Below are 21,812 nucleotides of genomic sequence, written 5' to 3'. Positions count from 1 at the left end.
GGGGCCTCGGGCGGGCAGGCTTGCGGACATGCGACAGCCGTACGACACCACGTCAACGCCCCCGCCGGCCTTCTCGGTCGCCGATGCCTTCACCCTGCGCACCGCCCTGGACGCCCTCGGCGGAGTCCGCGGCCTCGACACCCTCGACATGGCCTGCGGGCACGGCAGCACCACCCGGATGCTGGCGGGCGGCGGGGCCCGCAGGACGGTGGGCGTCGACAGCTGCCCCGAACGCATCCGCCGGGCCCGGGAGACCGGCGCGGAGCTCGCGCACGCCGTCGAGTACGTCGTCGCGGACGCGGCCGCCGGCATGCCGGCCCTGGGGCCGTTCGACCTCGCGACCGCCGTCTACCTCTTCAACCAGGCCCACGACCGCACGGCCCTGCACGCCATGTTCCGTGCGGTACGCGCCAACCTGCGCCCCGGCGGCCGGCTGCTCGCCATCGTGCCGAACCCCGGGGCGTTCCCCTACGCGGACTGGGCCCCGTACGGGATCAGCGTCGTCGAGCGGTCCCCCGGCGGGGACGCCCCGCTGCTGAGGGCCCGGCTGGAGACCGACCCGCCGGTGCCGTTCGAATGCCGTGAGTGGGCCCACGCCGACTTCGCGGAGGCCGCCGCCGACGCCGGCTTCGCCACCGTCACCTGGCAGCCGACCCGGACCCCGCCCGCGTGCGAGACCCGCGACGAGACCTACTGGGCCCGCTACCGCACGGCCCCCGTCGGCTCCCTGATGAACTGCGTGGCCTGAGCGGCCGCACCGACCGGTGACGGCGCCTCAGGACTCGGCCGCCGCCGCGCGGACCAGCTCCACGATCCGGTCGCGGGCCGCCTTGCCCTCCGGGACCGGCATCAGCGGGTAGTCGTGCGGCAGCCCCGGCTCCTCGATGAACTCCACCTCGGCGCCGGCCGCCCGCGCCCGGTCCAGCAGTCCGCGGCTGTCGGTCGTCAGGACGTCCCGGGTGCCCGTGAACACCGTCAGCGGGGCCAGCCCCGCGAACGATCCGTGCAGCGGGCTGACCCGGGGATCGTCGGCCGCCAGGTTGCCGGCGTACAGCCGCCCGGCCTCCCGCAGGCCCGGGCGGGCCAGCATCGGGTCGGCCGCCTCGATGGCCGCCTGGTCGGGGTGGCTCATGGACACGTCCAGCCAGGGCGAGATCAGCACGATCCTCGAAGGCTGCGCCCCGTTGCGGTCGCGCAGCCGCTGGGCCGCGGCCAGCGCCAGCCCGGCGCCCGCCGAATCCCCGACGAGCACGGTGCCACCGGCGCCCCCGCTCGCTATCAGGCCGCTGAGCAGGTCGGCGGCGACCGGGACGGTCCGGTCGGCGGTTCCGCGCGGGGCCAGTATGTACGCCGGTACGACGACCCGCGCCTGCGCCTGCGTGACCAGGGTCCGGATCAGCGACCAGTGCGCCCGGACCAGTTCGTTGATGTACCCGCCGCCGTGCACGTACAGCACCCGGGCGGCCGGTTCCACGCCGAGCGGCGAGACCTCGTACACCGGCCAGGCCCCGACGAAGGTCCGCGAGACCTCCGCCACCCGGCCCAGCGATCGCGGCGGCAGGTGCGACGCCGGGCGCCGCATCGATTCCGCCACCCGGGTACGAACCGCCTCGGCGCTCCCGAACCGTCTTCGCCGCCCCGCCGCGATCAGCGCGACCGAAAGCGCCCTGCTGCGCAGACTCGGCACGCCCCTCACCTCCCCAAACCCGGCCTGGAACACTCCCCGGCCCCTGCCCGTCACCTGAGGAGCATAGGCGTGAAGCTGGGCTGTGGACCCGCTTAAGAAATCCTCGATGGACTGATCACCCGCAGGTCGGCAGATTGGTGACGTCCGAACGCTGCCCGGCCCGCACGCCCCGTAGCGCTTCCTTCCGCATGCCTGGAGCCACCCCATGAAGGCACTCGTCAAGCACAAGGCCGAGCCCGGGCTGTGGCTCATGGACGTTCCCGAGCCCGAATACGGCCCCGGCGACGTGCTGATCAAGGTGCTGCGGACCGGCATCTGCGGGACCGACCTGCACATCCGCTCCTGGGACGGCTGGGCGCAGGGCGCCGTCAAGACCCCCCTCGTGCTCGGGCACGAGTTCGTCGGCGAGGTGGCCGCGCTCGGTGCGGACGTCCACGAGGACATCGAGGTCGGTGCGCTGGTCAGCGGCGAGGGCCATCTGGTCTGCGGGAAGTGCCGCAACTGCCTGGCCGGGCGCCGCCACCTGTGCCGCAGCACGATCGGGCTCGGGGTCGGCCGCGACGGCGCCTTCGCCGAGTACGTGGTCCTGCCCGCGCAGAACGTGTGGGTCCACCGGGCCAAGGTCGACCTCGACGTCGCGGCGATCTTCGACCCGTTCGGCAACGCCGTGCACACCGCGCTGTCCTTCCCGCTGGTCGGCGAGGACGTGCTGATCACCGGCGCGGGCCCGATCGGGATCATGGCGGCGGCCGTGGCCCGGCACGCGGGAGCGCGCAACGTGGTCATCACCGACGTCAGCCCGGACCGTCTGGAGATCGCCCGCAAGGCCGGCGCCACCCTCGCGCTCGACGTCTCGAAGGCGACCATCGCCGACGCGCAGGCCCAGCTCGGCCTGCGCGAGGGCTTCGACGTCGGCCTGGAGATGTCCGGCCGCGGCGAGGCCATGCGCGACATGATCGACAACATGACGCACGGCGGCAAGATCGCCATGCTGGGCCTGCCGGCGCAGGAGTTCGCCGTCGACTGGGCCAAGGTCGTCACCTCGATGATCACGATCAAGGGCATCTACGGCCGCGAGATGTTCGAGACCTGGTACGCGATGACCGTGCTGCTCGAGGGCGGGCTCGACCTCAGCCCCGTCATCACCGGCCGGTACGCCTACGGGGACTTCGAGGCCGCGTTCGACGAGGCGGCGACCGCCCGCAGCGGCAAGATCATCCTGGACTGGACGCAGGCGTAGCGCTCCGGGCGCAGCCGACGCCCGGGCGTTGCCCGCCGGGGCGTCCGGTGCCCGGTGTCAGGCGTCAGACGTCCAGCCCCACAGACCATTTCCCTCCGGCCGGGTCCCGCACCACCCTCCCCCCTCCGCGGGGCCCGGCCCCCCTCCCTCCGCCGCACCAGGAGAAAGAGAGCACCGCACATGTTCGAGACCGTCCGCGCGGACCTCCGTACGACCCTCGACGAGATCCGCTCCGCGGGTCTGCACAAGCCCGAGCGCGTCATCGGCACCCCGCAGAACGCCGCCGTCGCCGTGACCTCGGGCGGCGCCCCCGGCGAGGTCCTCAACTTCTGCGCCAACAACTACCTCGGTCTCGCGGACCACCCCGAGGTGGTCACCGCGGCGAAGGAGGCCCTGGACCGCTGGGGCTACGGAATGGCCTCCGTGCGCTTCATCTGCGGTACGCAGGAGGTGCACAAGGAGCTGGAGGCACGGCTCTCCGCCTTCCTCGGCCAGGAGGACACGATCCTCTACTCCTCCTGCTTCGACGCCAACGGCGGAGTCTTCGAGACCGTCCTCGGCCCCGAGGACGCGGTGATCTCCGACGCCCTCAACCACGCCTCGATCATCGACGGCATCCGCCTCTCCAAGGCGCGCCGCTTCCGCTACGCCAACCGCGACATGGCGGAACTGGAGACCAGGCTCAAGGAAGCCACCGAGGGCGGTGCCCGCCGCAAGCTGATCGTCACCGACGGCGTGTTCTCGATGGACGGTTACGTCGCCCCGCTCACGGAGATCTGCGACCTCGCGGACCGCTACGACGCCATGGTCATGGTCGACGACTCGCACGCCGTCGGCTTCGTCGGCCCCGGCGGCCGCGGCACCCCGGAACTCCACGGGGTCATGGACCGCGTGGACATCATCACCGGCACCCTCGGCAAGGCGCTGGGCGGTGCCTCCGGCGGCTACGTCGCGGCGCGCGCCGAGATCGTCGAGCTGCTGCGCCAGCGCTCGCGCCCGTACCTCTTCTCCAACTCCCTCGCCCCGGTCATCGCGGCGGCCTCCCTGAAGGTCCTCGACCTGCTGGAGTCGGCCGACGACCTGCGCGAGCGGCTCGCCGCCAACACCGCGCTGTTCCGCACGAAGATGACCGAGGCCGGCTTCGAGATCCTGCCCGGCGACCACGCCATCGCCCCGGTGATGATCGGCGACGCGGCAGAGGCGGCCAGGATGGCGGAACTCCTGCTGGAGCGCGGGGTCTACGTGATCGGCTTCTCCTACCCGGTGGTCCCGATGGGCGCGGCGCGGATCCGCGTCCAGCTCTCGGCCGCGCACTCGACGGCCGACGTGGAACGCGCGATCGCGGCCTTCATCGACGCGCGGGCGGCCCTGACGGGCGCCTAGAACCGAGCCCGGGCCGGCCAGATCCAGCCTCGTCGGCGTTGAGACGCGGGTTCCGGGGCGGAGCCCCCGGGGAACGGCGGAAGGGCGGGTAGGGGACAGCACCCGTCCTCCGGGCTCCGGAGCGGGCCGGCCCGAGGCGGGCGGCGGACCGGCTCGGGCCGGCCCGGACGGCCGGGTGGGGGCGCGGCGCTCCGGCGCGGGGCACGCGGGCTGCGGCCCCGCCCGTTCGGTCGGCCCGGCACGGCCCCGCGGCCTGCGAGAATGGCAGGGTGATCGACCCCCGCCGGCTGCGCATCCTGCGGGCCGTCGCGGACCACCGTACGGTGACCGCCGCGGCCGCAGCCCTCTACCTCACCCCCTCCGCCGTGTCGCAGCAGCTCGCGGCGCTGGAGCAGGAGACCGGGCACACCCTGCTGACCCGCAGCGGCCGGGGCGTCCGGCTCACCGCGGCCGGGCAGATCCTGCTCGGGCACACGCACGAGGTGCTCGCACAGCTGGAGCGGGCGGAAGCGGAACTCGCCGCCTACGCGGGCGGCTCGGCGGGCGAGGTCACCGTGGCCGCCTTCGCCACCGGCATCGCCGAGGTACTGGCCCCCGCCATCACCCGGCTCGCCGCGGACCAGCCCGGCATCCGGCTGCGCGTGCGCGACGCGGAGGGCGACCAGAGCCTGCTGCTCCTGCTCGACGGGGAGGCCGACCTGGCGCTGGCCGTCGAGTACCGGGGAGCCCCGGGCGCCGACGACGGCAGGCTGTCCGTGCTCCCGCTCTACGCCGAGCCCTTCGACGCGGTCCTCCCGGCCGGACACCCGCTCGGCGACCTCCCCGAGGTGTCCCTGGCCGACCTCTCCGATGCGGACTGGGTGGGCCAGTACCCCGGCAACCCCTGCCACGACGTGATGCTCCTCGCCTGCGAACTGGCCGGGTTCCAGCCCAGGCTGGTGCACTCCTCCGACGACTTCCGGGCCGTGGTGGCCCTCGTGGGCGCCGGCGCCGGAGTGGCCCTCGTACCGCGCTCGGCGCTGCGCGGCATGGACCTCAAGGAGGTCCAGGTCCGCCCCGTGTCCGGCCCGGCGCCCACCCGCCGCGTCTTCGCCGCCACCCGCCGCGGCGCCGAGGCGCACCCGCTGATCGCACCGGTGCTGGCGGCCCTGACCCGTGAGGCGGACCGGCTCCCGGAACACTGACCGGGGACCCCTCAGGCCGTGCCCTGCCCGACGGTGAAGACGGCGCCGGGCGCCGCGTGCTCCACGGGCCCGGAGTAGCGGGCGACGGCGCGGGACACGGCCTCGGCCGGGTCCAGGTCCCGGCCGAGGTGCGTGAGGACCAGCCGCCCGGCGCGGGCCGCGCGGGCGGTGTCGCCGGCCTCCTCGGGGGTGTGGTGCACCGGTTCGGCGCCGGCCGGGTGCGCGGAGCTGTCGGCCTCGCAGAGCAGGAGCGCGCAGTCCTCGGCGAACCGGGTCAGGGCCGAACAGGGCGCCGTGTCACCCGAGTACACGAGGGACCGGCCTCCCCATTCGGCGCGCAGCGCGAAGGCGGGCATGCCGTGGGACACCGCCCCGCTGGTGAGGCCGAGCGCTCCGGCCCGCGCGCGGTGGCCGTCGTACAGCTCGTGGACCTCGAAGGCGGCCTCCACCGGGCTGCGGTCCGGGCCGTTGGTGAGGAACCCCGCCAGCCGGTCGGCGATGCCGGGCGGCCCGTAGAGGGGGAGCGGCGCGGGTCGTCGCACGTCGGCGTAGAGCAGGCCGTAGTACGCGGTCAGCAGGTCGGCCGTGTGGTCGGCGTGCAGGTGCGAGATCCATATCGCATCCAACTCGCCCAGCCCGACGTGCCGTTGCAGCGGGCCGAGCGTTCCGCTGCCCGCATCGACCCACACCCGGGCTCCGCCGCCCTCGAGCAGGTAGCCGGAGCAGGGATTGTCGGCGCGCGGGTAGGGCGTCGCGCTGCCCAGGACGGTGAGCCGGAGAAGCCCGACGAGATCGTCTGCCATCCGGGGAGTCTAGGCAGTCTCTTTCGGATCTTGTCGGCCGAGTCCGCGGTGTCTGGTGCCGTGCCTGGGCGTGCTGTCGGGGCGCTCGCGTACTGGGCGTACGTGGTCGTCTCGGCAGTGCGGCCAGGCGCGGTGCCGGGCGCCGCGGGCCCGGCAAGATCCGAAAGAGACGGCCTAGGCCGTCTCTTCCGGGCCGGTGCGGGCTCGCGGCGGTGTGCTCAGGCGCGGATGATCTCCACGCCGGCCGCCTCGAAGGCATCGGCCACCGACGGGGACAGGCCGGTGTCCGTCACCAGTACGTCCACGGCGTCGGTGGCGACGATGCGGGCGAAGGCGCGGACGCCGAGCTTGCTGGAGTCGGCGGCGATCACCACGCGGCGGGCGCGTTCGCAGAGCAGGCGGTTCATGGCCGCCTCGTCCTCGTGTCGGGTGGCGGCCCCGTCGGCCGGGTCGAAGGCGTCCACGCCGACGACGGCGGTGTCCACGGAGAGCTGCCCGAGCACCTCCATGGCGAGCGGGCCGGTGAGCTCGTAGGACTGGGGCCGGGCCACGCCGCCGGTGAGCACGATCTTGAACTGCGGCCTGATGACCAGTTCGCCCGCGATGTTCAGTGCGTTGGTGACCACGGTGAGGGCGGGGGAGCCGGTGGCGAGGTCGGGGCGGGCGGCCAGCGCGCGCGCCACCTCGGTGGTCGTGGTGCCGCCGGTCAGGCCGATCACCTCGCCGGGGGCGATCAGCGCCGCGACGGTTTCGCTGATGCGGCTCTTCTCGGCGGCCCGGCGCGAGGTCCGGTAGCGCAGCGGGAGTTCGTAACTGACCCCGTGCAGCACCGCTCCGCCGCGCGTGCGCACCAGCAGCTGCTGTTCGGCGAGCTGGTCGAGGTCGCGCCGGATGGTGGCGGCGGACACGCCGAGGGCCTCGGCGGCGGGTTCCACTTCGAGCTCGCCCCGCTCCACCAGCAGGTCCAGCAGTGTCTGCCAGCGTTCCTTGCGGGTCATCGGCCGCCCTTCCGGTCTTGTCTTCGAGGGGCGCGTCGCTGTTCGCTTCGACGCTCTCTCTTGGCCTACACGTCGAGATTAACGCAGGAGATCACCGCGGAGATGCTTGAAGTTGCGTGAAAGAGCCCAGTATCTTGCAGGAACACGCATTCAGGGTGCACGCACCGCGCTAGGGAGCAGCCATGAGCCACGTCGCGTACGAGTTGGGCACACAGCCCGCATGCTGGGAGCGGGCCGCCGAACTGGCCCCGGAACACCGGGCGGTGCTGCCGCGGCCGGGGGAGCGTACCGCGATCGTCGGATGCGGGACCTCGTACTACATGGCCCGGGCCGCCGCCGTGTTGCGCGAGGAGGCCGGGCAGGGCGAGACCGACGCCTTCCCCGCCTCGGAGTTCCCCCGCCACCGGCGCTACGACCGGGTCGTCGCACTGACCCGGTCCGGGACCACCACCGAGGTCCTCGACCTGCTGGCCGGCCTGCGGGAGACGGGCGTGCCCACCACCGCCGTCATCGGGGACCCCGCCACCCCGGTCATCACCCTCGCCGACGGGCTCGTCGTCCTCGACTTCGCCGACGAGCAGTCCGTCGTGCAGACCCGCTTCGCCACCACCGCCCTCACCCTGCTGCGCGCCCACGTCGGCCTGCACAGCCCGTCCGTCATCGCCGACGCGCGCGCCGCGCTCGCCGACCCGCTCCCCGCGGATCTGGAGACCCGGGGGCAGTTCACCTTCCTCGGGCGGGGCTGGAGCGTCGGACTCGCCGACGAGGCCGCCCTGAAGATGCGCGAAGCCGCCCTGGCCTGGGCCGAGTCCTACCCGGCCATGGAGTACCGGCACGGCCCCATCAGCGTCTCGGCGCCCGGCACCGTCACCTGGTCGCTCGGCGACGCCCCCGAAGGGCTCGCCGAACAGGTCCGGGGGACCGGAGCCCAGTGGGTGGCCGGCCACCTCGACCCGCTCGCCGAACTGGTCCGCGTCCACCGTCTGGCCATCGCCGTCGCCGCCCACCAGGGGCTGGACCCGGACGCGCCGCGCAATCTGACCCGGTCCGTCATCCTCACCACGGACGAGGAGGCCGTCCGATGAGCCTCGTCTCCGCCGGTCGGCTCGTCCAGGACGCCGCCGCCCAGGGCCGCGCCGTCGCCGCCTTCAACATCATCACGCTGGAGCACGCCGAAGCGGTCGTCGCGGGCGCCGAAGCGGCCGGACTCCCCGTGGTGCTCCAGCTCAGCGAGAACGCCGTCAAGTTCCGGGGCGGGGCGCTGCTGCCCATCAGCCGCGCGGCCGTGGCCGTCGCCGAGGCCGCAGCTGTCCCGGTCGGGCTGCACCTGGACCACGTCAAGAGCTCCGAACTGCTGCGGCAGGCCGTGGACGCCGGATTCAGCTCGGTCATGTACGACGCCGCGCACCTCTCCTACGCCGAGAACCTGGAGGCCACCCGCTCCGCCGCCGACTGGGCGCACGTCAACGGGCTCTGGATCGAAGCCGAACTGGGCGAGGTCGGCGGGAAGAACGGGGCCGCGCCGCTGGACCCGCACGCACCCGGCGCCCGTACCGACCCCGACGAGGCGCGGCGGTTCGTCGCCGACTCCGGAGTGGACGCGCTGGCCGTCGCCATCGGCAGCAGCCACGCCATGACCAGCCGTACCGCGGCCCTGGACCACGCGCTGCTCGGCCGCCTCGCCAAGATGGTCGACGTACCGCTGGTGCTGCACGGATCCTCCGGTCTGCCGGACGCGGAACTCGCCGCGGCCGTCGCCGGCGGCATCCGGAAGGTCAACATCGGCACCGCGCTGAACGTGGCGATGACCGAGGCCATCCGCACCCATCTCACCCCCGCGGATCCCCGCCCGTATTTGACCGCCGCACGGGAGGCGATGACGGCGACGGCCGCCGCTATGATCAGCGCCCTGAACTGACCGGAACGGCTATCGGGGGGACTGTATGGACGCACAGCGGGGCCTCAGCAGCAGACGGCGGCTTCTCCTGGGACTGGGGGCCCCGCTGCTGCTCGGCGCGGCGGGGCTCGGCTACGTCATGTGGCCCGAGGGAGAAGACGCGGAGAAGGTCCGCACCGATCCGGCGCCGCTCAACCGGCGCTTCTGGACTGCGCTGGGCGACGTGTCCGACGCGCACTGGCTGGGCTACGGCATAGGCGAGTCCGGCAACGACCGGACGGTCCCGAGCCCGGATTCCCGTATCCGCCTGGTGGGCGTCGCCCACCTCAAGCAGGGCACGGCGAACCGCATCATGCGCGATCCCGCCCACCACTTCGAGGTCGTCTCCCTGTCCGGGCTGCCCGCCCCGCTGAAACCGTTCATACCCTCCAGTGCGGCCTGGAAGCAGAGCCCGACGTACGACAAGGCCGCCCTGGAGGAGGGCCTGGATGTGGTCCCCTCGGGCACCTTCCGCTTCGACGGCATCCGCGACCTCGTGTACTTCGACTACGAGTTCCTCTACACGTGAGCCAGGCCCGAGGTACGGGTGAGCCGCGCCTGAGGCACACGTGAGCCGCACCCCGAGCGGCGGCCCACGGGATTCCTCCCACTCAGTGGGAGGACGGCCGCGGCGGCATTGAAGCCGCGCCCCGGGCGGTGTTTCGTCGGATGCCCGAGCAGAGCAGGCGCCGCCGAGGGAAGGCCACCGCACATGCCGCACCAGCCGTATCTCCCGCACCGCTTCGGGGTGTTCCTCGCCCCCTACCACCGGCCCGACGGAGACCCGGCGCTCCAGCTGCGCCGGGACCTCGACCTCGCCGCCGACCTGGACCGGCTCGGCTACGAGGAGCTGTGGGCCGGCGAACACCACTCCGCGGGGTACGAGATCATCGCCTCGCCCGAGGTGTTCCTCGCCGCTGCCGCCGAACGCACCAGCCGGATCATGCTCGGTACCGGGGTCAACTCCCTCCCCTACCACCAGCCGTTGATCCTCGCCGACCGGATCTGCCAGCTCGACCAGCAGTCCCGCGGCCGGGCCATGCTCGGGGTCGGTCCGGGCCAACTGCCCTCGGACGCCTTCATGATGGGAGTCGACCCGCTCCGCTCCCGCGAGATGACGGCAGACGCCCTCGACGCGATCGTCCGGCTGCTGCGCGGGGAGACGGTCACGGCCGCCACCGACTGGTTCACCCTGGAGGAGGCCCGGCTCCAACTCGGACCCCACCGGGGCCGGGAACTGGAGGTCGCGGTCGCCTCCGCCGTATCGCCGACCGGGGCGGTGCTCGCGGGACGCCACGGGGTCGGGATGCTCTCGCTCGCCGCGGCCGACCCCGCCGGGTACGGGGCGCTCGACGCCAACTGGGCCGCCCACGAGCGGGCCTGTGGCGAAGCCGGCCGCGCCGCCGACCGCTCCGCCTGGCGGCTGGTCACCCCGGTGCACCTGGCCGAGACCCGCGAACAGGCCCTGCGCGAAGCCGAGTACGGTACGCCCGACCTCGTCGACTACATCGAGACGCTGAGCGGTACCCGGCTGGACGGCTGCGCCACCCCGGCCGGCGCCGTCGAACGGTGGACCACCGAAGGGCTGCCCACCTTCGGCCGGGCCGTCATCGGCACCCCCGAGGACGCCGTGCGGCGGATCGAGCGGCTCGCGGACAAGACCGGCGGGTTCGGGACCTTCCTCATCCTGCAACTGGACCTCGCCGAGCCCGCGGCCGCCCTGCGCAGCCTGGAGCTCTTCGCCGAGCGGGTCGTGCCCCGGCTCACCGGCCACACCGAAGCGCGCCGCGCCGGCCTGGAATGGGCCGGGCGCAACAGCGAACGGTTCATCGGGGCGATGCGCCGGGCCACGGCGGAGGCCATCGCCCGCAAGGGAGAGGTCCGTTGAGGGCCGCCGTGCTCGAAGACGGCCGCTTCCGCGTACGGGAGCACCCGGATCCGGTGCCCGGCCCCGGGCAGGCCCTCGTGGAGACGGTGGCCTGCGGGATCTGCGGCTCCGACCTGAGCGCCGTCGCGCACACCGACGCGTTCCTCCGAGCCTCCCGGGACAGCGGAACCACCAGCTTCCTCTTCGACCCGGGCCGACCGCTGGTGATGGGCCACGAGTTCTCCGGCCGGGTCCTCTCCTACGGGCCCGGCGCGACCGGTCCCGAACCGGGCACCGGGGTCGTCGGCCTGCCCTGGGCGGTCGACCCGGGCGGGGTGGTGCGGACCGTGGGCTACAGCAACGCCTTCCCCGGCGGATTCGGCGAGCGGATCGTCGTACAGGCGCAGGCACTGCTGCCCGTCCCGCCGTCCCTGGACCTCGGGCTCGCCGCCCTCACCGAGCCGCTGGCCGTGGGATTCGGCAACATCGCCCGGAGCGCGGCGGGGAAGGACACCCCGGCCGTGGTCGTCGGCTGCGGACCGGTCGGCCTCGGGGCCGTCGCCGCCCTGCTGGAGCGCGGTGCCGGACCGGTCGTGGCCTCCGACCCCTCGCCGCTGCGGCGGGCGGCCGCCGCCCGGCTCGGCGCGCACGCGGTGGTGGACCCGGCCGCGCAGGACCCCGTACGGCTCTGCGCGGAACTGGCTGGCGCCCGCCCGCGCCCCACGGTGGTCGTGAACTGCGTGGGCGTACCCGGCATGCTGAACCGGCTCCTGCACACCGTCCCGCGCGGCACCGAGATCCTGCAGATCGGCGGGGTGATGACCGAGGACGTGATCCGGCCGGTGGTCGGCATCTACAAGGACGTCACGATCCGCATGTGCCTGACCTACCCGCCCGAGCAGTTCGGCGCCACCCTCGCCCGCCTGGCCGAAGGCCGCATCGACCCCGCGTCCCTGGTCACCGGGGAAGCGGGCTTCGGCGGGCTGGACGCGGCCTTCGCCTCCCTGCGCCGGCCCGAGGAGCACATCAAGGTCCTGATCCGGCCCGAGCGGGGCGGAACCGGGGTGAGGCCCGCGAAGCCGGTGGGGCCCGAGGAGTAGGTGAGGCCCGAGGGGCGCCCGTCGACGACTTGACGCACCCGGCCCTTCCGGATTCTTGGAACAGGTTCTAGTCTGCCCCCGCAGCGGCGGCGGACGGCCGCGCGACCTGAGCCACGAGAGACCCGGAGGGGCCGTGCACCTCGAATACACGCCTGAGCAGCAGCGGTTGCGCGCCGAGCTGCGCGCCTACTTCGCCGAACTGATCCCGGACGACGTCTACGCGCGCTACGAGGACCCGGCCGAACAGAAGCGCTTCTACCGCGAGACCATCCGCAGGCTCGGTGCCGACGGCTGGCTCGGGGTCGGCTGGCCCAAGGAGTACGGCGGGCGCGGGATGTCGCCCATGGACCAGTTCATCTTCTTCGACGAGGCCGCACAGGCCGTCGTACCGCTTCCGCTGATGGCGCTCAACACCGTCGGGCCGACCATCATGCAGTTCGGCACCGACGAGCAGAAGGCGTACTTCCTGCCCAAGATCCTGGCCGGGGAGATCGACTTCGCCATCGGCTACAGCGAGCCCGACGCCGGCACCGACCTCGCCGCCCTCAAGTGCAAGGCCGTCCGCGAGGGCGACGAGGAGACCGGCACCTACGTGGTCGACGGGCAGAAGATCTGGACCACCAACGGCGACACCGCCGACTGGGTCTGGCTGGCCGTCCGCACCGACCCGGACGCCCCCGCCCACAAGGGCATCACCATGCTCCTCGTGCCGACCTCCGATCCCGGCTATTCCTGCACCCTCATCAACACCCTGGCCTCCCACGACACCACGGCCAGCTACTACGAGAACATCCGCGTCCCCGCGAGCCGCCGCGTCGGCCAGGAGAACAAGGGCTGGCGCCTGATCACCAACCAGCTCAACCACGAGCGCGTCACCCTCGCCGCCCACGGCACCATGGCCATCCGCGCCCTGCACGACGTCCAGCGCTGGGCCGCCGAGACCAAGCTCGCGGACGGCCGCCGCGTGATCGACCTGTCCTGGGTCCGCGGACGCCTCGCCCGCACCCACGCCCGCCTGGACGCCATGAAGCTCCTCAACTGGCAGATGGTCAACGCCGTCCAGGACGGCAACCTCACCCCGCAGGACGCCTCCGCCGTCAAGGTCTACGGCTCCGAGGCGCGCAGGGACGCGTACGCCTGGCTGATGGAGGTGGTCGGCGCGGCCGGCTCCCTCAAGGACGGCTCCGCGGGCGCGGTCCTCCACGGCGAACTGGAACGCGGCTACCGCAGCGCGGTCATCTTCACCTTCGGCGGCGGCAACAACGAGATCCAGCGCGAGATCATCTCGTGGATCGGCCTGGGCATGCCAAGGGTCCGCCGCTGACGCCGGTCGATCGCGCGGGGTCGCGTGCCGCCTCGGCTGTCCGTCGTCGGTCTCGACGGACAGCCGAGCACGGGTCTACGCGGGGGCTGTGCGGGGAGGGGCACCAGAATCTGCGCGTACCGCCTCACCGTTCCGGCGCCACCACGAGTAACGGGCCTACAGCGTGCCCGAGTTGGGAGTTTCCGCCCAGTCGGTTCGGTGCCCTGGCGTCGTCGCGCGGTGTGCTGTTTCCTGGAAGGCGGACGCACAGGGCGTTGTGGGGGCACGGCCGGTCCCGCGTCGGCGGTGACCGGGGTGTCTCAGGACTGCCGCCGGGCCGAGCCGATGGGGGAACTCCATGAGCGCCGCGCACGACATCCCGGACATCCTCTCGCGGGAGTTCGCCGAGGACCCCTACCCGGCCTACCGGGTGATGCGCGAGAGCGCACCCCTCATCTGGCACGAGGGGACGCAGAGTTGGATCATCTCGCGCTACGAGGACGTCGCGCGGGCGTTCCGGGACAAGGAAGCGCTCTTCACCACGGACAACTACGCCTGGCAGGCCGAGCCCGTGCACGGCAAGACCCTGCTCCAGATGAGCGGCCGCGAACACGCCACGCGGCGCGCCCTGGTCGCCCCGGCCTTCCGCGGCAACGAGCTGCGGGACAAGGTGGTTCCGGTCATCGAGCGCAACGCCCGCGAGCTGATCGACGCGTTCCGCGACACCGGCTCCGTCGACCTCGTGAGCGGGTTCGCCTCCCACTTCCCCATCTCGGTGATCGCGGACATGTTCGGACTGGACCGGTCCGGGCAGCGGGCCCTCGGCGGCTGGTACCGGGCCTTCGTGGCGTTCACCGGCAACCTGTCCGGCGACCCGGAGAAGGCGGCCGCGGGCGCGCGTGCCCAGGCCGAGTTCGCCGCGTACATGCTGCCGGTCATCAGCGACCGGCGGGACCACCCCGGTGACGACCTGCTGTCCACGCTCTGCACCGCCGAGGTCGACGGCGTGCGCATGAGCGACGAGGACATCAAGGCGTTCTGCAGCCTCCTCCTCACGGCCGGAGCCGAGACCACGGACAAGGCGGTCGCGGGTCTCTTCGCGAACCTCCTGGCCAACCCCGACCAGCTCGCCGCCGTACGGCGCGACCGCGGACTCGTCGACCGGGCCTTCGCGGAGACCCTGCGGTACACCCCGCCCGTCCACATGATCATGCGGCAGACCGCCGTCGAAGTGACCATGAGCGGCGGAACCATCCCGGCCGGGGCCACCGTCACCTGTCTGATCGGCGCCGCCAACCGCGACCCCGAGCGCTACAAGGACCCGGACCGCTTCGACATCTTCCGCGACGACCTGACGGCGGCCACCGCCTTCTCCGCGGCCGCGGACCACCTGGCGTTCGCGCTCGGGCGGCACTTCTGCGTCGGTGCGCTGCTGGCCAGGGCCGAGGTGGAGATCGCCGCCAACCAGCTCCTCGACGCCATGCCCGGCGTCCGGCCGGCCCAGGGGTACGACCCGGTCGCCGAGGGGGTCTTCACCCGCGGGCCGAAGTCCCTGTGCGTGGAGTTCACGCCGGCTGCCGTCTGAGGGGTCGCTCCGCCTAGCGGCGGTCGTCCCGTGAAGCTCCGCAGGATCCGGCCCGAGGTGGAACGCGGCTTCCGGGTGCCCGCCGTGACCTGGGCGGCGGGCACCGGAGCCGTGGCCTCGGTCGGCGCCCTGCGGCGCGTGCCCCGGGCCCGGCTCCTGCCCTCCGCCCTCCGATTGGGCTAGCCCGCGGCCGCGGTCTCCGCGTGCCGGGCCTCCGTCGCGGCGATCACCCGCTGCCGGGCCAGCCGCCGGGCCTGCTTGAGCTTCAGGTCGGCCAGGAGGAGGGGCGCGTACCAGATCCAGCCCCACACGCTGTAGGACAGCGTCCCGCTCAGCACCAGCGCCTTGTTGGTGGCCAGCACCAGCACGAAGGTGGCGACGTACGCGGCCACCCGATAGCGGACCATGAGCCGCAGCGGCGCCCGCCACCGGCCCGCCAGCAGTTCCAGCGCGGCCGCCACCTCGGCCGCCCGCAGGTCCTCGGGATGGGCGGGCGCCGGGCCGCCCTGCTCCAGTGCCTCGGCGACATCGGAGCTGTGCGAGCTCAGAGCCGCCCGCTCGGCCCGCGCTCCGGCCGCCTTCTCGCGGACGTCCTGCCAGTAGCCCCGCCCGGCCCAGCCGAGCGCGTCCTCCACCCGGGCCGCCTCGGGGGACCCGGGCGGCGCCAAGTCGGCGATCCGCTCCTTGAGCCGTTCCGCCTGCTTGGTGCGCCAGGGGTACGTCCACCCGTCGGCCCGTACGCACAGTTCCAGGTACGAGACGAGCAGTCCGAGGTCGTCGGGCCACCGTGCGAGTCCGGCCTCGTAGGCCTTCTCCGCCTCCGTGTCGTGGTCGTCCTCGTCCTCCGCGGCGTGCGCGAGGCCGAGCCACCGGTAGAGCACCGGATCGGGTCCGAGCTCGGACAGGCCGGATTCGGCCAGGCTCCGGACCTTGCCGAAACCGCCCACCGCGAAAAGCTCCTCGCAGCGTACGGCGTAGTCGTCGTGTGTCATCGTCCCGCCCCAGTCGATCAGTAGGGTCACTTTCAGCCATGCGAACCTGCTGGTCAAGGAGGGTGGGCGGGGCCGGCGGCCGGAGCCGGGCGGCTCAGACCTGGGCGGCTCCGCCGTCCACGAACAGTTCGATCCCGGTGATGAAGCTGCTCTCCCGCGAAGCCAGGAACAGGGCCGCCGCGGCCACCTCCTCGGGGCGGCCGGCCCGGCCGAGCGGGACTCCGGCGGTCGCCCGCTCGCGTACGTGCGCCGGCGCGCCGGCCAGCGCCGGGGTGTCGATCGGGCCCGGGCTGAGGGTGTTGACCCGGATCGCCCGCCCCGCGAGCTCCAGGGCCAGGCTGCGTGCGAGGGACCGTACGGCCGCCTTCGTGGCGGCGTACACCCCGTACCGCGTGGACGCCGAGGAACCGGCGGCCGAGCCCAGCAGGATGACCGAGGCGCCGTCGCGCAGCAGCGGCAGGGCCCGTTGGACGGTGAAGAAGGCGCCCCGGAAGTTGAGGTCAGCGGTGGCGTCGAACTGCTCCTCCGTGAACTCCGCGAAGCCGCCGGGCGGGCCGCCGCCCGCGTTCACGACCAGCACGTCGATCGCTTCGCAGCCCGCGGCGGCGACCGCCGCGTAGAGCCGGTCCAGGTCCGCGACGCGCGAGGCGTCACCGCGGACGGCCACGGCGTCCGGGCCCAGGTCGCGGACCGCCGCGGCCAGTTCCTCCGGCCGCCTGCCGGTGACGAAGACCCGGGCGCCCTCCGCCACGAACCGCCGGGCCGTCGCCAGGCCGATGCCGGACGAACCGCCCGTGACGACGGCGACCTGCCCTTCGAGCTGTCCCGTACGCATGACCGTGCCTCCGCGTCCCGAAGAGAGGCGGGTGCGGTCCGCCGGCGGGAAAGCCTAGTGGCGCCCGTGCGCGTGCGTGCGGCCGTTCGGTGGAATGCTGGAAGAGCCCGTCCGGCCGATGCGGCGTACCGGGGCGGGCGACGGGGGAGGAGCCGTACGTGGACGACGACGACAGCGCAGGCCCCGATCCGGGGCTGTACGGCCCGGGCTCCGTGACCTGGCAGTGCCACGGCGACCCGGTCATGTGGATCGCCGGGGTCCGCGCGCTCTACCTCCAGGCCCTGCACCCGCGCGCGGTCCGCGGTGTCATGGAGAACAGCTCCGCCTTCAGCGGGGAGAACGGCGGCGGCGACGCCTGGGGGCGCCTGCTGCGCACCGCCGACTTCGTCGGCACGATCACCTACGGCACCACCGAGGCCGCCGAGCGGGCCGGCGCCCGCGTCCGCAAGATCCACACCCTGCTGTCGGCGACCGATCCGGCCACCGGCGCACGGTTCCGCGTGGACGAGCCCGAGCTGCTGCTCTGGATCCACTGCGCCCAGATCGACAGCTTCCTGCACGTCCTGCGCCGCTCCGGAGTCCCGCTCACCCCCGCGCAGGCGGACCGGTACGTGGCGGAGAACCGCGTCAACGCCCGGCTCGTCGGGCTCGACCCGTCCGGGGTACCGGGGGACACCGCGGCCCTCACCGCCTACTTCGAGCGGATCCGCCCCGAGCTCGCCGCCGGACCCGACGCGCACGCCGTCGACGCGTTCCTGTGCGCCCCGCCGATCCACCCCCTCCTCGTCCCTGGCCGAAACCTGGTGTGGCGCCCGCTCGCCGCCCTCGCCTACGGGTCCCTGCCCGGCTGGGCGCACCAGCTGTACGGCCGTCCCGCACCGGCCCCGCGCAGCGTCACCCGGCGCCTGCGCCTCACCGGTAGCCTGCTGCGCAGCATTCCCGCAGGTCTGCGCTGGCAGCTGCCTCCAGGTCACATCTTGAAAGCGATGCGCCGCATGGGCCCCGGGAGCCGCCCCGCGCCGTACACACTGCGTACATCAGCGGCCATACTGGACCGGCCGGGGAGGGCGTAGCACGACACACGGGGGCGACTTCAAGACATGGCGGAGTCCAGACTGATCCACGGCCGGTACCGGTCGCTCGATCTGATCGGCCGCGGAGGCATGGGCGAGGTGTGGCGGGCCCGCGACGAGTCGCTGGGCCGGCAGGTCGCCGTCAAATGCCTCAAGCCCCTCGGACCCGAGCAGGACACCCACTTCACCCAGGTGCTGCGCGAGCGGTTCCGCCGCGAGGCGCGCGTCGCCGCCGCCCTCCAGCACCGTGGCGTCACCGTCGTCCACGACTTCGGCGACGACAGCGCGGCCGGCGGCCCCCTCTACCTCGTCATGGAGCTCCTCGAAGGCCGCAATCTCAGCCAGCTCCTGGAGGACAACGACGCGCGCCCGCTCGCCGTGGACGTGGTCGTCGACATCGCCGAGCAGATGGCGGCCGCCCTCGGCTACACCCATGACCAGGGCGTCGTCCACCGGGACCTGAAGCCCGCCAACATCATGCGGCTCACCGACGGCACGGTGAAGATCTGCGACTTCGGCATCGCCCGGCTGGCCGCCGACATCGGCTTCACCGCCAAGCTCACCGGCGGCGGCATGGCCATGGGCACCCCGCACTACATGTCGCCCGAGCAGATCGCGGGCGGCGAGGTCGACCACCGCAGCGACCTCTACTCCCTCGGCTGCGTGCTGTACGAGATCGCCACCGGAGCCCCGCCCTTCGACCTCGGCGACTCCTGGTCGGTCCTGGTCGGCCACCGCGACACCGCGCCCGTGCCGCCGCGCGAGCACCGGCCCGAGCTGCCCGTGCACTTCGAGCGGCTGGTGCTCGACCTGCTCGCCAAGTCCCCCGAGGACCGGCCCGGCGACGCCCGCCACCTGCACCGCCAGCTCCTCGAGGCCCGGCTGGGCCCCGCCGTGGCCGGCGGTGCGCACCCGCCGCTGCCCGCGTGGGCCGGGGGGATGACCGCCGGACGCAGGGCCGGCATCGAGGCCCGTCCCGCGAGCGGCGAGTGGGCGGTCCTGACCGGCTCCTGGACGGCCCACGCCGCGCACGCCACCCATGCCGCGCACGCCGCCACCGGCTCCGTCGCGCCCGCCACGGCCGTGCCCGCCGTCGGGGGACCGGCGGCGACGGCTTCCGGCACCCCGACCCCGATCCCGGCCCTGCCCCCGACGCCGACCCCGCCCGCGCCGACCGTCGTGCGCCCGCGTCCGGCCGAGGACCCCCGGCTCACCGCCGCCTACGGGCTCCCGCACGGCCCCGGCCAAGCCCTCACGGGCCCGGCCGCGCTCGACGCCGGCCATACGCGGGCCTTCGCCCTCAGCCGGGCCGGCCGCACGGAGGAGGCCCTCGCCGGGTACGCGGCCGTCGCCGAAGGGCGCGCCCGGGTGCTCGGCGCCGACCACCCGGACACCCTCGCCGCGCGGCAGGAGGCGGCGTACGAGACGGGCCTGCTCGGCCGCCACCAGGAGGCGTACGAGGGCTACCGCACGGTGCTCGCGGCCCGGGAGCGGACCGTCGGCCGGATCCACCCCGACACCCTGCGCTGCCGGCACAACCTGGCCTGCGCGCTGGGCGCCCTCGGCCGCTTCGCCGAGGCCCACGCCGCGGCCGCCGAGGTGGCCGCCGACCGGGCGGCCGTCCTGGGGGCGGAGCACGCGGACACGCTGCTGACCCGGTACGAGGTGGCGTACGCCCTGGGCCGCCTGGAGCGCTGGGAGGAGGCCCTGGAGGCCTTCCGGCACATCGCGGCCGTACGGGAGCGGGTGCTCGGCCGCGACCACCCCGACACGCTGGCCGCCCGCTACGAGGCCGGGATCGCGCTGGGCCGCACCGGGCGCTCGGCCCAGGCCCTGGAACTGTTCCGGGACCTGGTCCGCGACCGCACCCGCGCCTACGGGGCCGCCGACCCCGAGACGCTGCGGGCCCGGCACGTCCTCGGGGTGAACCTCGGACGCCTGGACCGCTGGGAGGAAGCGGTGGCCGAAGCCCGGCAGGTGGGCGAGGCGCGGGCCCGCACCCTCGGCGCGGAACACCCCGACACCCTGGTCAGCCGCCGCGAACTCGCCGTCGGGCTCGGCCGGCTGGGCCGCTGGGACCAGGCGCTGCCGGTCTACCGGGAACTCTCCGGCATCCGCGAACGGTCACTGGGCGACGGCCATCCGGACACGGTCGCGGCACACGCCGACGAGGCACACTGTCTGGAGCGGCTGGGCCAGGTGTGTTACCAAGAGCCATGACGACCTCGCGGGGCTTCGGGCACGACGTGTACGACGCGGTGATCGTGGGCGGGGGCCACAACGGCCTCGTCGCCGCCGCCTACCTGGCCCGGGCCGGCCGTTCGGTCCTTGTCCTGGAGCGGCTCGGCCGCACCGGCGGGGCCGCCGTGTCCACCCGGCCGTTCCCGGGCGTCGACGCCCGCCTCTCCCGCTACTCCTACCTGGTCTCGCTGCTCCCCGCCAAGATCGTGCGCGAGCTGGGGCTGGACTTCGCGGTGCGCAAGCGCTCGGTGTCCTCGTACACCCCCGTCGAACGCGCCGGACGCCCCGGCGGACTGCTGGTCGGCGGCGGCGAGGCACGCACCCGGGAGTCCTTCGCCCGGCTGACCGGCTCGGAGCGGGAGTACGAGAACTGGCGCGCCTTCTACGGGACCACCGGGCGTGCCGCCGGACGCCTCTTCCCGACGCTGACCGAGCCGCTGCCCACGCGGGCCGAGCTGCGGACCCGGCTCGACGACGAGGCGGCCTGGCGGATGCTGTTCGAGGAACCGATCGGACGGGCCGTCGAGCGGGAGTTCACCGACGACCTGGTGCGCGGCGTGGTCCTCACCGACGCGCTGATCGGCACCTTCGCCGGCGCCCACGATCCGGGTCTGGCCCAGAACCGCTGCTTCCTCTACCACGTCATCGGCGGCGGCACCGGCGACTGGGACGTACCCGTCGGCGGCATGGGCGCCCTCACGGGCGCGCTGGCGGCCTCCGCGCTGGCCGCCGGGGCGGAGATCGCCACCGGGCACGAGGCGCTGCGCATCGACACCGACGGCACGACCGCCCCGGCGGAGGTGACCTTCCGTACGGCGACGGGCGAGGGCCGCGTCGCGGGCCGGGTGGTGCTCGTGAACGCCTCACCGCGGGCGCTCGCCGAACTCCTCGGGGAGGCACCGGCGGAGCCGGCCCCCGAGGGAGCCCAGCTCAAGGTCAACATGCTGCTGCGGCGCCTGCCCCGGCTGCGGGACACCTCCGTGGACCCGCGCGAGGCCTTCGGCGGTACTTTCCACGTCGCGGAGGGGTACGAGCAGCTCGCCCGGGCCCACGCGGAGGCCGCCGCCGGCGAACTGCCCTCCGTACCGCCCTCGGAGATCTACTGCCACTCGCTGACGGATCCGACGATCCTGGGGCCCGAGCTGGCGGAGCAGGGCTACCAGACCCTGACCCTCTTCGGACTGCACACCCCGGCGCGGCTGTTCGAAAAGGACAACCAGGGGGCGCGCGAGGTGCTGCTCGCAGCCACCCTCGCCCAGCTCGACGCCCACCTGGCGGAACCGCTCACCGACTGCCTGGCCTTCGACGCCGACGGCCGCCCGTGCATCGAGGCCAAGACCCCGCTCGACCTGGAGCGCGAACTGCGCCTGCCCGGCGGGCACATCTTCCACCGGGACCTCTCCTGGCCGTACTCCGACGCGGGTGGGGGCGGCGGCCGCTGGGGCGTGGAGACCGCCCACCGCAACGTGTTCCTGTGCGGTGCGGGGGCGGTCCGCGGCGGCGGCGTCAGCGGGGTCCCCGGCCACAACGCGGCGATGGCGGTCCTGGGGCACTGACGTGGCGATGGTGGTCCTGGGGCATTCAT

At 73.8% G+C, this 21,812-nt stretch carries 20 protein-coding genes; 15 read left to right on the top strand and 5 right to left on the bottom strand.

Annotated features, from left to right (window positions below; translation table 11 throughout):
- Positions 1–28: 28 nt before the first annotated feature.
- Entirely contained in the window at positions 29–748 is a 720-nt protein-coding gene (locus tag ACZ60J_RS04555) for a class I SAM-dependent methyltransferase (protein ID WP_469678914.1), read from the top strand.
- Positions 749–775: 27 nt separating this feature from the next.
- Here ACZ60J_RS04555 and ACZ60J_RS04550 read toward each other — a convergent pair whose 3' ends face one another.
- Positions 776–1,687 (bottom strand): alpha/beta hydrolase fold domain-containing protein, encoded by a 912-nt coding sequence (locus ACZ60J_RS04550; RefSeq protein ID WP_469678913.1) that lies wholly within the window; start codon positions 1,685–1,687, stop codon positions 776–778.
- A gap of 205 nt (positions 1,688–1,892) precedes the next feature.
- Between ACZ60J_RS04550 and tdh the strand changes: the two genes are divergently transcribed.
- From tdh to ACZ60J_RS04535, 3 genes are all read left to right on the top strand, one after another.
- Positions 1,893–2,927, top strand: coding sequence for an L-threonine 3-dehydrogenase (gene tdh / locus ACZ60J_RS04545; protein WP_469678912.1), 1,035 nt, complete (start codon positions 1,893–1,895; stop codon positions 2,925–2,927).
- Positions 2,928–3,107: 180 nt separating this feature from the next.
- A complete protein-coding gene (locus ACZ60J_RS04540; RefSeq protein WP_469678911.1) occupies positions 3,108–4,310 on the top strand; it encodes a glycine C-acetyltransferase in 1,203 nt (400 codons plus the stop codon).
- Between the two features lie 269 nt (positions 4,311–4,579).
- The gene (locus ACZ60J_RS04535; protein ID WP_469678910.1) at positions 4,580–5,494 is read left to right on the top strand and encodes a LysR family transcriptional regulator; all 915 of its coding nucleotides are present in this window, start codon (positions 4,580–4,582) and stop codon (positions 5,492–5,494) included.
- A gap of 11 nt (positions 5,495–5,505) precedes the next feature.
- Here ACZ60J_RS04535 and ACZ60J_RS04530 read toward each other — a convergent pair whose 3' ends face one another.
- Both ACZ60J_RS04530 and ACZ60J_RS04525 read right to left on the bottom strand, forming a co-directional pair.
- A complete protein-coding gene (locus ACZ60J_RS04530) occupies positions 5,506–6,297 on the bottom strand; it encodes an MBL fold metallo-hydrolase (RefSeq protein WP_469678909.1) in 792 nt (263 codons plus the stop codon).
- Positions 6,298–6,515: 218 nt separating this feature from the next.
- Positions 6,516–7,295 (bottom strand): DeoR/GlpR family DNA-binding transcription regulator, encoded by a 780-nt coding sequence (locus tag ACZ60J_RS04525; protein ID WP_469678908.1) that lies wholly within the window; start codon positions 7,293–7,295, stop codon positions 6,516–6,518.
- A gap of 182 nt (positions 7,296–7,477) precedes the next feature.
- On the opposite strand from ACZ60J_RS04525, the gene ACZ60J_RS04520 reads away from it, so the two are divergent.
- The 8 genes from ACZ60J_RS04520 (at position 7,478) to ACZ60J_RS04485 (ending at position 15,269) form a co-directional block, all read left to right on the top strand.
- Positions 7,478–8,380, top strand: a complete 903-nt coding sequence (locus ACZ60J_RS04520; RefSeq protein WP_469678907.1) for an SIS domain-containing protein — start codon at positions 7,478–7,480, stop codon at positions 8,378–8,380.
- Positions 8,377–9,213: a class II fructose-bisphosphate aldolase gene (locus ACZ60J_RS04515; protein ID WP_469678906.1), complete on the top strand. Its 837-nt coding sequence runs from the start codon at positions 8,377–8,379 to the stop codon at positions 9,211–9,213. The genes ACZ60J_RS04520 and ACZ60J_RS04515 overlap by 4 nt, the downstream gene beginning before the upstream one ends.
- Before the next feature lie 25 nt (positions 9,214–9,238).
- On the top strand, positions 9,239–9,760 hold the full coding sequence (locus ACZ60J_RS04510; protein WP_469678905.1) for a hypothetical protein: 522 nt from the start codon (positions 9,239–9,241) through the stop codon (positions 9,758–9,760).
- A gap of 183 nt (positions 9,761–9,943) precedes the next feature.
- Positions 9,944–11,119 (top strand): LLM class flavin-dependent oxidoreductase, encoded by a 1,176-nt coding sequence (locus ACZ60J_RS04505; protein ID WP_469678904.1) that lies wholly within the window; start codon positions 9,944–9,946, stop codon positions 11,117–11,119.
- The gene (locus tag ACZ60J_RS04500; RefSeq protein ID WP_469678903.1) at positions 11,116–12,198 is read left to right on the top strand and encodes a zinc-binding dehydrogenase; all 1,083 of its coding nucleotides are present in this window, start codon (positions 11,116–11,118) and stop codon (positions 12,196–12,198) included. The genes ACZ60J_RS04505 and ACZ60J_RS04500 overlap by 4 nt, the downstream gene beginning before the upstream one ends.
- 133 nt (positions 12,199–12,331) lie before the next feature.
- The gene (locus ACZ60J_RS04495; RefSeq protein ID WP_250739108.1) at positions 12,332–13,522 is read left to right on the top strand and encodes an acyl-CoA dehydrogenase family protein; all 1,191 of its coding nucleotides are present in this window, start codon (positions 12,332–12,334) and stop codon (positions 13,520–13,522) included.
- A gap of 337 nt (positions 13,523–13,859) precedes the next feature.
- The gene (locus ACZ60J_RS04490) at positions 13,860–15,086 is read left to right on the top strand and encodes a cytochrome P450 (RefSeq protein WP_469678902.1); all 1,227 of its coding nucleotides are present in this window, start codon (positions 13,860–13,862) and stop codon (positions 15,084–15,086) included.
- A gap of 30 nt (positions 15,087–15,116) precedes the next feature.
- Complete coding sequence (locus tag ACZ60J_RS04485) at positions 15,117–15,269, top strand: hypothetical protein (protein WP_469678901.1); 153 nt, start codon at positions 15,117–15,119, stop codon at positions 15,267–15,269.
- Here ACZ60J_RS04485 and ACZ60J_RS04480 read toward each other — a convergent pair.
- Both ACZ60J_RS04480 and ACZ60J_RS04475 read right to left on the bottom strand, forming a co-directional pair.
- Entirely contained in the window at positions 15,266–16,108 is an 843-nt protein-coding gene (locus ACZ60J_RS04480) for a hypothetical protein (protein WP_469678900.1), read from the bottom strand. The genes ACZ60J_RS04485 and ACZ60J_RS04480 overlap by 4 nt on opposite strands.
- Before the next feature lie 64 nt (positions 16,109–16,172).
- Complete coding sequence (locus ACZ60J_RS04475; RefSeq protein WP_469678899.1) at positions 16,173–16,913, bottom strand: SDR family oxidoreductase; 741 nt, start codon at positions 16,911–16,913, stop codon at positions 16,173–16,175.
- Positions 16,914–17,071: 158 nt separating this feature from the next.
- Between ACZ60J_RS04475 and ACZ60J_RS04470 the strand changes: the two genes are divergently transcribed.
- The 3 genes from ACZ60J_RS04470 to ACZ60J_RS04460 are packed head-to-tail and all read left to right on the top strand — an operon-like array spanning position 17,072 to position 21,783.
- Complete coding sequence (locus ACZ60J_RS04470; RefSeq protein ID WP_469678898.1) at positions 17,072–17,986, top strand: oxygenase MpaB family protein; 915 nt, start codon at positions 17,072–17,074, stop codon at positions 17,984–17,986.
- Between the two features lie 27 nt (positions 17,987–18,013).
- Complete coding sequence (locus tag ACZ60J_RS04465) at positions 18,014–20,206, top strand: serine/threonine-protein kinase (protein WP_469678897.1); 2,193 nt, start codon at positions 18,014–18,016, stop codon at positions 20,204–20,206.
- Entirely contained in the window at positions 20,203–21,783 is a 1,581-nt protein-coding gene (locus ACZ60J_RS04460) for a phytoene desaturase family protein (protein WP_469678896.1), read from the top strand. Before ACZ60J_RS04465 ends, ACZ60J_RS04460 begins: the two co-directional genes overlap by 4 nt.
- Positions 21,784–21,812: the final 29 nt, after the last annotated feature.

The organism is Streptomyces sp. NPDC104226, assembly GCF_055584085.1.
Note: the sequence above shows the minus strand (reverse complement) of the source record. Positions and strands in the feature narration are given on the sequence as shown.